At 45.4% G+C, this 12,868-nt stretch carries 10 protein-coding genes; 5 read left to right on the top strand and 5 right to left on the bottom strand.

Translation table 11 applies throughout. The features are described 5' to 3' along the window. Window positions 1-200: 200 nt before the first annotated feature. A complete protein-coding gene (locus L1N85_RS06410; protein ID WP_235236221.1) occupies window positions 201-1,433 on the bottom strand; it encodes an MFS transporter in 1,233 nt (410 codons plus the stop codon). 636 nt (window positions 1,434-2,069) lie between these two features. On the opposite strand from L1N85_RS06410, the gene L1N85_RS06415 reads away from it, so the two are divergent. Beyond that, window positions 2,070-2,438 (top strand): hypothetical protein, encoded by a 369-nt coding sequence (locus L1N85_RS06415; RefSeq protein ID WP_235236223.1) that lies wholly within the window; start codon window positions 2,070-2,072, stop codon window positions 2,436-2,438. Window positions 2,439-2,801: 363 nt separating this feature from the next. Here the strand turns inward: L1N85_RS06415 and L1N85_RS06420 are convergent, their stop codons facing one another. Together L1N85_RS06420 and L1N85_RS06425 are read right to left on the bottom strand one after the other, a co-directional pair. Then, window positions 2,802-3,080 carry a hypothetical protein gene (locus tag L1N85_RS06420; protein ID WP_235236225.1) on the bottom strand — a complete coding sequence of 93 codons (279 nt, stop codon included), beginning with the start codon at window positions 3,078-3,080 and terminating at the stop codon, window positions 2,802-2,804. 92 nt (window positions 3,081-3,172) lie between these two features. Next, on the bottom strand, window positions 3,173-3,454 hold the full coding sequence (locus L1N85_RS06425; RefSeq protein ID WP_235236228.1) for a hypothetical protein: 282 nt from the start codon (window positions 3,452-3,454) through the stop codon (window positions 3,173-3,175). Window positions 3,455-3,905: 451 nt separating this feature from the next. Between L1N85_RS06425 and L1N85_RS06430 the strand changes: the two genes are divergently transcribed. Together L1N85_RS06430 and L1N85_RS27835 are read left to right on the top strand one after the other, a co-directional pair. Next, complete coding sequence (locus L1N85_RS06430) at window positions 3,906-4,646, top strand: Bax inhibitor-1/YccA family protein (protein ID WP_235236230.1); 741 nt, start codon at window positions 3,906-3,908, stop codon at window positions 4,644-4,646. A gap of 264 nt (window positions 4,647-4,910) precedes the next feature. Beyond that, entirely contained in the window at window positions 4,911-5,156 is a 246-nt protein-coding gene (locus tag L1N85_RS27835) for a GntR family transcriptional regulator (protein ID WP_407946336.1), read from the top strand. Window positions 5,157-5,257: 101 nt separating this feature from the next. On the opposite strand, the gene L1N85_RS06435 is transcribed toward L1N85_RS27835, so the two are convergent. Continuing rightward, window positions 5,258-6,415, bottom strand: coding sequence for a glycosyltransferase family 4 protein (locus L1N85_RS06435; RefSeq protein ID WP_235236232.1), 1,158 nt, complete (start codon window positions 6,413-6,415; stop codon window positions 5,258-5,260). A gap of 212 nt (window positions 6,416-6,627) precedes the next feature. On the opposite strand from L1N85_RS06435, the gene L1N85_RS06440 reads away from it, so the two are divergent. After that, window positions 6,628-8,070 (top strand): GMC oxidoreductase, encoded by a 1,443-nt coding sequence (locus tag L1N85_RS06440; protein ID WP_235236234.1) that lies wholly within the window; start codon window positions 6,628-6,630, stop codon window positions 8,068-8,070. Window positions 8,071-8,679: 609 nt separating this feature from the next. On the opposite strand, the gene L1N85_RS06445 is transcribed toward L1N85_RS06440, so the two are convergent. Further along, window positions 8,680-11,112 (bottom strand): bifunctional diguanylate cyclase/phosphodiesterase, encoded by a 2,433-nt coding sequence (locus L1N85_RS06445; RefSeq protein ID WP_235236235.1) that lies wholly within the window; start codon window positions 11,110-11,112, stop codon window positions 8,680-8,682. Window positions 11,113-11,710: 598 nt separating this feature from the next. Here L1N85_RS06445 and L1N85_RS06450 point away from each other — a divergent pair. Then, a complete protein-coding gene (locus L1N85_RS06450) occupies window positions 11,711-12,733 on the top strand; it encodes a Leu/Phe/Val dehydrogenase (RefSeq protein ID WP_235236520.1) in 1,023 nt (340 codons plus the stop codon). Window positions 12,734-12,868: the final 135 nt, after the last annotated feature.

Consider the following 12,868-nt stretch of genomic DNA (forward strand, 5'->3'; position numbering starts at 1 on the left):
GGGGATAGCCTAATCCATATATTTGCCCGTTAGGGTGAAGTTCTTAGGAATCCCCTTCTTCAAAAATCAATTGATTTTAAGAAGGGGTAGTTCAAAAAATCATTTTATCCAAATATAAGGAGAAAAAAATGGCATAACAGGTACGGCTTAAAGGACAGTCGAATGATATTCGACTGTCCTTTTCTCATCCTAGTATATACTTAGAAATTAACACCGGTTTCCTTTGTAGCCCAAGACTTTCTCCAAGAGCGTGTTACTGCATAGAAAACAAGTGTCGAAACTAATACGATAGAACCAACAACAAGAAATCCAGTAACGTGAGTGCCTGTCGATTCTTTTAATGGACCGAGTATATATTTAGGAAGCAGAAATCCTCCTAAGCCGCCCGCAGCACCGACGATTCCAGTAACAACTCCGATTTCCTTGGAGAAACGTTGCGGTACAATCTGGAACACTGATCCGTTCCCCATACCGAGGCATGCCATCATAATACTCGTATAAACAAGCATAACGAGGAATGAACTTGGCATTGTAGCAATCGCGAACGCACATAAAGTAATAATACTAAATAATAGGGTCAAGAATCGCATTCCGCCAACTTTATCCGCTATCCAGCCGCCTACAGGCCGAAAGAAACTGCCAGCTATAACGGTAATGGTAACCAGGTAACCAACCTGTATTTTGGTTATTCCGCCTGGATTTACACCATCGCCATACACATCGTAGAAGAAAATGCTGAAGTAGCTGGCAAACCCGACAAAACCGCCAAATGTAACCGCGTAGAAGATGGAGAACCACCATGTGTCCGCAAATTTAAATACACTGAGGTAATCCTTCAAAGTTTTAGGTGCAGGCGCATTCGGAGCATCCTTGACTAAAATCGCAAAAATAACAATGACAATGACCAAAGGTATAATTGCCATTCCAAAAACATTGTGCCATCCGTAAGCTTGCGCTAGCTGCGGTCCGAAAAATGTAGCCAGCGCAGTACCGCTGTTGCCTGCTCCGGCAATCCCCATCGCCAGACCTTGATATTGTGGAGGATACCAGCGGCTGGCCAAGGAAAGCGATACGGCAAAGCTTGAGCCCGCGATACCGAGCAAGAACCCTATAGATTGAATTTGAAGCAAGCTGGTACCGCCGAGCCAACCCCAGAGAAGGGGAATGGTGGTAAGCACCATCCCGATAAGGCCTGCTTTTTTACAGCCTATCCGGTCCGCCAATATCCCCATCGGTATCCGGAAAATAGAACCGCCCAAAATGGGGATTGCTACCATGGTAGCTTTCTGGGTATCCGACAAACCGAAATCTTTAGTAATGTAGAGCGATAAAGCTCCGCAAAACACCCAAATCATAAAGCTTACATCAAAATAGAGGAAAGATGACAACAAACTTGGGAAATGACCAGACTTACGAAAACTTTGTGCTTCCATTTTTTATGCCTCCTTTAAATGATAAACCACTGTTCTCTTTTCCCGGCTAAATTGGAGCTTTGGCTGGGATCATTCGCGTTCGATGCTGCTGTTATAATCGATTTTTTACAACCGCTCTGCTTATTTCTTCGTAAACCCTCCATTTCTCGGCAGTAATTGGGCAAAAAGAGGCCGACTAACAGAACCGCATAAATGCGAATTCAGTTCATCGGCCTCATTGCCATAACAGCCACGCCGTCGTGACTGATTTTTTGAAAATCCATGTAAAATTACAAAAAGCCTATCCTTACACTATGTTATTAGGATAGGCTGCATTGCCGGGAGTTAACACATCATTGTGTCGTTGAGCTTATGGAATTACTATAAATCGCTTTTTGTTTCATGTCAACAAATATAACATAGAAATTGAAAAAAATAATTTTAAGGTCTTTATGCAGGGATAAAGCCTTCTATTGTTAGGTTACATAACACGAAATGCTATTGATTCCAAAGATATTGAGAAAATAAGGTCATGCAGAAGAGATATTATGTTACATTTACTTTCAACCGTCGGAGCCGAGTCCAGCATCAAAGACGGCATCTATCGGCCGGAATACCGATGTAAGCGTTAAGGTGACGGATTCGAGCGGCGATTCGATGGATATTATCTCTAATGCTGTAGACCGTGAACCGCCGCTCGAATTGAATCCGGCGGGCGAGACCGCTTTTAGCGAGGGAGCAGAGGGTAAGGTCAAGGAAAAAGACGGAGAGTACTTTGTTACCGATGCTGAGGGGATGTTCCCGTATCATCGTTTCAACTTTAAGCTGGACAAGGCGCCTGCGGCGACCGACGAAGTGAAGGTTGTATGGGAAGGGCATTCCCTGCCTGGCCGGCAGGTCACGATGTATACCTTCGCGGGGGATATGGTGCGAAATAAGCAGATCCATGTCTTGATCCAGGATCTTCTGCTCGATTATATCGATGTGAATGTCTATACCCAAGATACTACTGGTACGCCGATGTGAAGGACGCTTACGGAGGTCATATGGTATCGGACATTTGGTCCTTTTCGACAGGAATCTTCGGCAATCCGAAAAGCAAGTCATCTAAGGATTGATGGAATTCGAATAAATCGCTCCTGCAATATCCGGTATTTCCATGAAAAAGCGGGCGGATACGTCTTTTATATATGAATTTAGATTATACGTTCTCCGTACCGGTTGAGTCCTATTCCAGAACGCGGCATTTACCGTTTCGGGTCTCATCGCGTTGACAGGCTTTAATTGGTTTTTCGAACGCGTATTATTCTAGCCGCTCACTCCGGTCACCGAGATACAACCATGGAAAGGGAGCACTAGGAATGAGCGCCTTATGCTGCGCGCAGCCACTCAAGCGGTACTCTGGAACAGCATTCTATTGTTCTCGCACCATGCCTGCCATTCGGCATTGGGATTACGCTGCGGGCGTTTCTGCTGAGGAATGCCTTGCTGCAGCGTTTCATTATTAAACTGCCTATCCGGTAAGATGGATAACGATCGTTTCTCGACAACGTGTGCTTCAAACGAAAAGATTAAACCAAGACAGGCTGTACCCGTATTTGACGGCTTACTATCGGTTTGAATGATTAGCTTCATAAGATTCCAGAAAAAAAGGAAAATCGTTCTCATTTTTTTATTCCTCCCAATCGAATAATAGGTTAATCATGTTTTGCCAACAACATATCAACGAAAGTTAGAAACATCAATCCCGTTCGGGTGCCTTAAGCAGTGCTCTGGAATAACATTTTATTGTTCTCGCACCATATCTGCCATTCTGTGCGAGGGTTGCGGTTCGGGTGTATATGCATAGGGATAAGTTGCGGCGGCGGATCGTCATGCTTCTGCCTGTTCGGCAGGATGGATACCGTGTGTTTTTCCGTCATGTACGCTTCGAACGAATAAACGAAACCAAGACATGCGGGCTTACCCTTATCAGACTGTTTTGTAGGGGTTCGTTTGTCTACCATCATCAGTTTCCAGATGAATAAAATAATAGCTATCATTTTTCCATTCCTCCCAACCTAGTATTAAGAGTTAACTAGATTATACCAAGCTTGAATTGGAACTTCTGTCGAGTTGTGGTCTATGCAAATAAAAATATTTAGACAAAAATCTTCGTCCGTATATCGGCGCATGGAGCGGGTTTAACTCATTTTATAGGATGGCAGCATAGAAGGGTTGGTCGTATTCGCAACAAAAATCGAGATCTTGATGTAGGAATGTGCTGTAACATTATGTTGGAAAAAAAGCAACTTAAGCTCTATTATGCGCCGCCGACCTTAAACAGGGCTCCAACACCCCGCGGATCTGAAATAGATCTAAAAACTAGCTCTATTACCTCCAAGCCAACCCAAATTGCAAATATAGAGCTAGAAATTAGCCCAATTACCTTCTGGTGGAAAGCAGCAGGGTGTGATAGAATCGAGACAAATTGACAGAAGAGGTGATCTGCTCTTGATAGGCCGTAGCGGCAATCCTACATTGAAAGACCGTACTTTTGATCAAAAGGGGAGTTATTCTTTACAAGATGCAATGACGATCGAAGGTACCGTGAATAAGGCGTTCATAACGCTGGCAGTGCTCCTTGGAGGGGCATTCGCCGCATGGTCTATGTATGCCAACGGTCAGAACGTGTTTCCTTATGCTATCGGCGGTGCGGTCATTGGATTTATTCTTGCTCTGGTGATCAGCTTTAAACCTGCGGCTGCTCCGTACCTGGTGCCGGTATATGCGGTATGCGAGGGACTCTTCCTTGGAGCTCTCTCCGCGAATTACGAATCGCTTTACAATGGAATTACGCTGCAGGCCGCTTTATTAACGATGTGCGTGTTCATTGCTTTGCTTCTGGCTTACAAAACCAGATTGATAAAGGCGACGAAAAATTTCAGGCTCGGCGTTTTTGCTGCTACGGCAGGCATTGCGCTAGTTTACTTGCTGAGCTTTGTTCTTGGCTTTTTCGGCATCACGGTTCCTTATCTGCACGATAATAGCTTGATCGGTATCGGCATATCGCTCATTATCGTCATCGTCGCAGCGCTGAATCTCGTTCTTGATTTCGATTTCATTGAAACCGGCGCGCAGCAAGGCGCTCCGAAATATATGGAATGGTACGGGGCATTCGGCATGATGGTTACGCTGGTGTGGCTGTATATTGAGATGCTCCGCCTTCTCTCCAAGCTGTGGAGTCGAGATTAAAGTTATGGTAAAAGTATCCGACTGAAAAAAATTATAGGGGCAATGGATTGAAGACAAGTTTGGTGTATTATGGCAAATCAGTATGGAGCCGGGTACTTCTCAGAAATAAATCAAACAGCCTTCCCGTCAGCCTTTGCTGCAGGAAGGCTGTTTTTTTGTTAACGGTCTCCCAAAATAAAAGTAAAAACAACCTTCTATTCAAATATAGAAGGTTGTTTTTCATTTTTCTGAATTTTCTAAACGATTTCTTTATATTTTGATGACATTGCAAACGACAGGTACAAACTGAATGAGCGTCTACCGTTAGAAGCCCAATTGTACAGTCGTTTTAGAGAAAACCGGTATACGATCAGACAAGCTTTAGACATTCTTTTGTACAAAGGCGTCATTCGTTCGCATCAAGGCAAAGGTTATTATAACCGGATTCCGAACCTTCCAAGCCATTTACCCTACGGCGCTAGAGGCCAGTTATTTAAATGTACCGTCGAACATTACTCTGCTTCATATTGAAAGCGTCATGGGGGATGGCGATATGCGCCTGGTCAAGGGTAAGCTCGCGTTAATTTCTGTCGTTATTGCAGCATTGGCACTGTCCGGCTGCGGGAACTAGCTTAAGCGGAGAAAATACGGTGCGACCTTCCGATTCTGCGCGCTTCAATAATATGCTCGTAGTCCTCCAGAAGTTTGTCGAACACGCTGCTCCAGGAACGGCTAAGCGCCAAACGCCGGGATTCGCGACTGTATGCAGCGAGCTGCTCCGGGTTTTCTGCCCACATGGTAATCGCTTTAACAAAAGACGCCGGATTGCGGGGCTCACAAAGCAAACCGCTACGGCCGGGTACAACAATTTCCTTTACTCCGCCGGCGTTGGCTCCGATCACCGGCAAGCCGGATGCCATGGCCTCAAGTACAACGTTCCCGAAAGTTTCGCTGCTGGACGGAAAAACAAACATATCTGCCGAAGCGTAGAGCTGAGCCAGTTCTTCGCCATGCTTGTAGCCTGTAAACGTGACATTGGCGGTTGCCTGCTTCTGCAGCTCCGGCTGATTGGGGCCTTCCCCTACGATGAGCCAATGAATATGCGGTTTCAAGGATTCGGGCAGCTCATGCATAACGACGGAGAGCGTATCGATATCCTTTTCGGGTGCTATGCGCCCAACGTAGAGCAATAACAGCGGAGCTGTAATGCCGTATCGCTCACGGACCGACAGGCTCCGTTTGTCAGGTGTGTATTGCTGGCAGTCTACACCCCTGGACCAAAGGCGCAGCCGGTAAAACCCTTGATCGCGAAGCGTATCTATCGTTTCATGAGAAGGAGCGAAGATGGCATCGCACGAACGATGAAACCATTTCATGTAGGACCAATAGAGGGGGACCATTCTTTGCATCCGGTAATGTTCAAGATATCGGTCGAAATGAGTATGGTAAGATGCAGCATGGGCAATTTGGTGCTTTTGGGCAAAGCGGAGTCCGGTTAGGCCGATGTTGAATGGAGTGGCCAAATGGAGCAAATCGGGTTTAAAGGATAGAAGTTCATTGCGTATAGCCGCCATATTGGGCATGGCGAGCCTGCATTCAGGGTACAGAAAGAACGGTATGCTTGCAATGGGGCGAACCGGGCTGGCGTAAGCATCTTCTTGGGGACATTTCGGTGTAAAGACGAGATGCTCAACGCCGCGCCGCTGCAAATGATCGATTAACCTTTGGAGTGTGCGAGCAACACCGTTGATTTGAGGAAGAAAGGTATCGGTAAATAACGCAAGCCGCATCAATATTCCTCCCAACACTGTTTTACCTATATCGTATCAGGCTTTCGTTTGATGGGGGTTAACGTTATGTTAAGTAAATAATAAGATGTTTGGGCATAAGCTGAGCCTGGGTAGGACTAACTCCGCCGAACGATGCATATTATTCAAAAGTTGGGTAAGTGAAATAGGGTCAACTTTTCATACCAAGGAACGAAAGGGAGTGAAGCTTGAGCATGTATAGGCAGAGTGACCGAGCTGCAAATTTGTACAACGAATGGATTCCGCTTACACCGCTGGAGGATATGGAGCGAACGGAGTACGATGTGCTTATTGTCGGATCGGGAGCGGGCGGTGGCGCCGTTCTCTCACAGTTATGCAAGCAGTGGGGGGCAAATGGGAAAAAGATCGGTGTCGTAGAAAAGGGAGGGCTGCTGCTGCCCACCCACTTTTATAATATTCCAACGTATACACTGCCCCGATTCAGAAGCTACTTCGATAAAGTATCCACACCGGTCAACCAAACCTTGTTCAGGGAGCTGTTCGCACTCGGCGGCAGGACGCTGGCCTGGCAGCTAGTAGCGCCGCGAATGCCTCCCTCCGAAACCGTGAGCTGGCCCGTGCCTGCAAGGGAATTGTCCTTTTATTACGCTGCCGCCGAACGGGCCATACGAGTTACTCCCTATTATCAAGAGGGCTCCTATTATACCTCCATTCTGCTCGACAGGCTTCATTCGCGCGGTTTCCCGCACGCGGTCCCGATGCCGATCGCCGTTGATCGCGAGCCGACAAAATATGGGCAGCTTCATTCCAATGCCGCCTTTAGCTCCATTATTCAATTTGCCGAAGCTTTGAACCGAAGGCCCTATGATTTAGCCGTAAATGCGCGCGCGGTGGAAATCATCACGGATAGAAAGCGAGTGACAGGCGTTAGAGTGATGTCGCCGGACAAGAAATCTTATATTCTTAAAGCTAAGACTGTCGTATTATCCGCAAGCACATTTGAAAATCCGCGTCTGCTGATGGCTTCCGGCATTCCGGGTCGGGCCATTGGACATTATCTCACCACGCATTCACTTTTGGGATTAACCGGATATTTTGACCGTCGGCAATTTCCCGAGGTGCTCGGCGCGCTAGGCATTTTGATCCCTGGTCAGGCCGGCCATCCTTATCAAGTGATGATCGGAGGCCCGCCGGAGGAATATAACGCCTATCAGCAGTATCTGGTTAAACCTTTGCAGAATCAATTAAGAGTGGTAGCCGGAGCATTTGGCGAGGTCGAATCCCGTTTTGACAATCGGGTTGTACTGGACATGGCGAAACGCGATGAGTACGGGGTACCGGACATTCAGGTTCACTTTTCCTACAGCGAGAAGGATCAAGCCGTTATTCGGCAAATGAGAGCTGGAGTGAGGCAGCTTTTTACGGCTATGCAAGCGACATCGGTCGAACAAGTAGAAGGGCCGGTAATCGAAGCTATTCATGATATGGGAACGTGCCGGATGGGGTATGATCCCAGTACTTCTGTAACCGATCCGTACGGTCAAGTCCATGGCGTATCGGGTCTGTTTGTAGCGGATAACAGCGTGATACCAACCAGCGGCACCGCGAATCCAACGCTAACCACTGTTGCTTTGGCTATTCGTACGGCGGATTATATCATTCAGCGGCTGAGGTAATCCCAGATGTTGGTCCAGACTAAAAAGGTAGATGTAATTTCGTCCAAGCAACAAGCTAAAAGCACTTGTGTATAAAACAAGACTTATCAGATTCATATTGCCCGATAGGATGAAATTAATATGCATAAACAGGCAAACAAGTATAGATGGAATCGTCAATAACCCTAATAATATACTTATTCCTACGATAACTTGCACAATCGGGATGGCATAATTTAAAAATCCCACACTTTCTAAAGCGATATTTTCGAGAAAATATTTGTAGAATTGTGGGACATTTTCATTTTCCAATGAAAGAAGCAAGTAAACATGGGTTACTCCTCCTGTTCATTTGAAAGCGAAAGCTCGATATATCTATATGTGTAACTCACTTAAAAAGTTTCCCTACTGCAAAAATTTTACCACGAACAAAATAATTGTAAATAGTAAAATTTGAAGTGTGTAATTCCCATGAAAATCTATGTAGCGGATGAGTGGGAGGAGGAGCGGCGCTTTGGAGGATATGTCAACAGTGGGAAGCAATCATAAAAAAATCGGAGTTGTCGGGTGAGCGTGAAAAAAGGATCTGTCCCAAAAGTTATTGCTGATGACTTTTGGACGGACCCTTTTTTACTTGTACATTTTGTCATATTGTTTTGTAAGAATAGCGGACATTTCTCCAGCGATTACAGGGCGGCTAAATAAGTATCCTTGTGCTTCGTTACACTTGCTCTCTTGAAGGAAACGAAGCTGCTCCTGCGTTTCGACACCTTCCGCAATCACTTTTAAATCCAGGTTGTGTGCCATAATGATTATGGTATGAACAAGTGCCGCATCTTTTGAATCCGTAAAAATATTACTTGTAAAAGACCGATCGATCTTTAAGCTGTCGATGGGGAAAAGTTTCAGATAGCTTAAAGAAGAATATCCTGTTCCAAAATCGTCAATGGATAGATGGATACCCATTGATTTTAATTTTTGCATGGTAGAAACAGCATACTTCGAATCTTGAATGATACTTTCCGTTAGCTCAAGATCAAGATATTGAGGATCAAGTCCCGTTCTCTTTAACGTTTTACTAACCGTTTCAACTAAATTACTTTGTTGGAACTGACGGGAAGAAATATTAACAGCCATGCGTAAAGGGGGATATCCCTGATTTTGCCAACATTTATTTTGACGGCATGCCTCATAAAGTATCCATTCACCTATTGGGATGATTAATCCTGTTTCCTCCGCCAAGGGGATAAAATCAGCAGGGGGAATATTTCCCCACTCAGGATGTTGCCAACGGATAAGCGCTTCTACACCAATCACTCTGCCGGAAGTGACATCAACTTGAGGCTGATAGTAAACCTTAAACTCATCGCGCTCCAATCCTTTACGCAACCCAAATTCCAACTTCATTTTTTTGGACACCGCTTCATTCATATCAGGAGTGTAAAACCGGAAATTATTTTTTCCTTGCTCCTTCACACGGTACATGGCTGTATCCGCATTTTTGATCAAGGTCTCCATATCCAAGCCATCGGATGGATACAAACTAATCCCAATTGACGGGGTTACAAACATCTCATGTTCGTTAAGTTCAAATGATTGAGTGAATTGATCGACTATTTTGTGGGCTATTTTCGTAACCTCATCAGCAGTCGTGTTGGGGAGAAGGACAATAAACTCATCTCCGCCTTGACGTGAAATGGTATCCGCTTTATCTAAGCAGGCATGGATTCGCTTGGCAACTTCAATTAATAAACGGTCACCCATGGCATGTCCTAACGTGTCATTGATATATTTGAAACGGTCCAGATCGATAAACATAATCCCGATGTTCTGTTTATTTTCTCTCGCCTGGTCCAATGCTTGTGTGAGACGATCATTTAATAAATGACGGTTCGACAGACCTGTCAAAGGATCAAGGTAAACCATTTGATTAATTTTTTCTTCGGCTTTTTTACGTTCCGTAATATCTCGTATGCTGCTGCTGAAATAGGTATTTTCTTCCTCTACCCACGTGGCGAGAGAGAGTTCGATTGGAAATTCGCTTCGGTCTTTCCTTAGTCCTTGTAATTCAACCGTTTTTCCAATGATCTGTGGTTTACCTGTGGAAATGTAACGTTCCATACCTTTCCGATGAGCGGCTCTGTATCGTTCGGGTATAATGATTTGTATATTTTTGCCCAAAACTTCTTCTTCCTCATATCCGAAAATGAGACGGGCTCCCTTATTCCAGGAAATAATGGTGCCCTTGCTGTCAGCTAATACAATAGCATCATTGGCAGATTCAAACACGGATCGAAATTTTCTTTCCGACGTTATGGAGTGAGATTCAAACCGTTTATCGATAAAAATGCTAATGAACACCAATCCTAATATATATAACACACCAATTCCAATCAAATAGGCCAGCAGCGTATTATCGAATGATCCCGGCAAGCTAATTGGATGATGATCGTGTTTGAACGTTGCTGCCGACATTCCAGTGAAATGCATACCTGATATGGCGATTCCCATAACGAGGGCACTTCCTGCTTTTCTCCGCCAAAATCCCGGTGTGCCGGATTTTTGTTGAGCCCAAAATAATAGCTGCAAGGCTGCTAATGAAACGACATATGCGATTATTGCAGAAAGAACCCATAAAATTGGATTATACTCAATTGTCGCCCTCATCACCATGGCTTCCATCCCGATATAATGCATGGAAACAATGCCTGTCCCTATAAAAAGTGCACCTATGAAAACTTGGGATATGCGCATTGTAGGTTGGCTTACTATATGTAAAGCTAGTCCTGATGCTAAAATCGCAGGAATAATAGAGAAAATAACCAATGATAAGCTGTATGTTACCGGGATAGACAAATGAAACGCAAGCATGGCAATAAAATGCATAGACCATATGCCCATCCCCATCGCGAATGCTCCGCCAGATAACCATATGTATCGAGCAAAACCTTTTGCTTTATGTATTCGATTGCCTAGATCCAACGCAGCAAATGAAGCAATGATTGCAATAATAATAGAAAGGAATACGAGGGGCAAGTGATAGGTGCTTGAGATCGTTTCCATAATAGTTGTCTTATGTCTCCTTATTTGGAATCAAACGTATTATAAAATCTGACATTCACAATAAACTAGTTCATTTGAACTATACCATGATTTTCTAGCGATGACTAACGATATTATTGAAGTGGGTACGCTATACCGCCGGCAAACGGCCAGAAAGGCGCTCATTGTATCCTAGGGCGGGCCGCTGCACCATTGTGTTATCCAATCCTTTTACCCCACTTACAAATTTTAATTATTATGATTTTGATGATACAGATTCGAGAACGTAATGATTTTATTCCATACCAGAAAGAGCCTGCGGAGAGTGATCCGTAGGCTCTAAAAACCATGATCGTTCATTGAAGAGGATTGTTTTGATAAGTCATTGCACTGGATTGTGCCTGTTGAACGTCATGTTGTTCCTTCCTAACTTGTTGTTGTGCTTGCAGTACTTGTTGGATATTCGTTTGCAACTGTTGTTCTGCTTCTCCGCGAGCTCCGCTGCCTTGCTCCGGGCAAAAGCTGCGGTTTGGCTTTATGTAGCTCAAGTAAGCACAATTGAATAAGCTAAGAGTAAGAAGCACGGCATGCAGGCTTCAAAGGGGGAGTTCACTTGGACGTGTGGAAACAAAGTTATGAGCAGCTCATCTTCCTCCAGGACCGCTCTATCGGATTAAAGGCAATCATTGCCATTCATAGCTCGAAGCTTGGTCCTGCTCTCGGCGGCTGCCGGATGTGGCAATATGCCAGCGAAGAGGGTGCCGTTTTGGATGCGCTTAGATTAGCGAAAGGAATGACCTATAAATCGGCAATCTCCGGCCTTCCTTACGGCGGGGGCAAAGCCGTAATCCTCAGCCATCACGGACAAGGCTCGCGTGAGATATTATTTCGGGCGCTAGGACGGTATATCCAAAACTTACAAGGGAGCTATATTACCGGCATGGACTTGGGGACTACGGTTTCCGATATGGACTGGATCCGTCTCGAGACCTCCTATGTGACGGATATATCCGGATCGCTCGGAGCTGTGGACGAGTTAACCGCTAAGATGACCGCTTACGGGGTGTTCCTGGGAATCAAGGCGTCGCTTAAACGTGCTTATGGTTCCGAAACGATGCAACATAAAGTCATTGCCGTGCAAGGCTTAGGCAAAGTAGGCTATCAGCTTTGCCGCTATTTGAAGCATGCAGGTGCCCAATTAGTCGTAACGGACGTCAATCCAATGCTGGTGAAAAAGGTTGTCGGGGACTTTGAAGCAAGCCCGCGTCAGCCGGACGAAATTGCGGCCGCGCCCTGCGACGTATTTTCCCCATGCGCCTTAGGCGGCATCTTGAACGATTTCACCCTGGGGCAGTTGAGCTGCCGAATCGTTGCGGGGGCCGCCAATAATCAATTGGCGGAAAGCCGGCATGGCGAGGAGCTTCATGAGAGAGGCATTTTGTATGCTCCGGATTATGTTATAAACGCAGGCGGCATAATCGTAACGTCGTCTGAGCTGAATGGCGGGGATGCTGCATTAGCACAGAAGAACGTGGAGAGAATCCATGACACGCTGACGAACGTATTCAAAATAGCGGATGCAAAAGGAATCTCGACAGCGGCAGCAGCCGATTGGATCGCTGAGCAGCTTCTTGATAGGTGAACGCTAACGACTAATTCCACTTTGTCAACCGAATAGCGGCAGCCAGGGACATGTAAGTTATGCCGGTGGCTGCCGCTGACTTCATTGAACTAACGTCGCCAAAGAGATTGTGGTAATCCCTTGAATTAACTTGGG

This window comes from Paenibacillus alkaliterrae, assembly GCF_021532375.1.
Lineage (GTDB): Bacteria > Bacillota > Bacilli > Paenibacillales > Paenibacillaceae > Pristimantibacillus > Pristimantibacillus alkaliterrae.